This is a genomic window from Macrococcus sp. DPC7161 (assembly GCF_004117835.1).
Lineage (GTDB): Bacteria > Bacillota > Bacilli > Staphylococcales > Staphylococcaceae > SDSC01.
On the sequence record NZ_SDSC01000029.1, the window covers coordinates 1 to 456 of the forward strand.

1 protein-coding gene is annotated in these 456 nt (G+C 60.3%); it reads left to right on the top strand.

All coding sequences use genetic code 11. From position 1 onward, the window contains the following. Nucleotides 1-61: 61 nt before the first annotated feature. Nucleotides 62-456, top strand: a 395-nt coding sequence (locus tag ER639_RS11930) for a family 43 glycosylhydrolase (RefSeq protein ID WP_164993452.1), incomplete at its 3' end; no start/stop codon positions are given.

Genomic DNA, 456 nt, shown 5'->3' on the forward strand with positions numbered 1-456 from the left:
TTTTTCTGCTATAATCTGATGTACGTACAGCAAAGCACCGCCGGTCGGAGGAGACCCTGTCATGATCCGCAATCCCATCCTGCCCGGGTTCAATCCCGATCCGTCGATCTGCCGCGTTGGCGCTGATTATTACATCGCCACCTCGACCTTCGAATGGTACCCCGGCGTGCAGATCCACCATTCGCGTGACCTGGCGAACTGGACGCTGGTGCGCCGGCCGCTGGAGCGGAGATCGCAGCTCGACATGCGCGGCAATCCCGATAGCTGCGGCATCTGGGCGCCGTGCCTGTCCTATGCCGACGGGCAGTTCTGGCTGGTCTATACCGACGTCAAGCGCTACGACGGCAATTTCAAGGATGCGCCGAACTACATCGTCACGGCACCCACGATCGAGGCCGAATGGTCCGAGCCGGTCTATGTCAATTCCTCCGGCTTCGATCCCTCGCTGTTCCACGA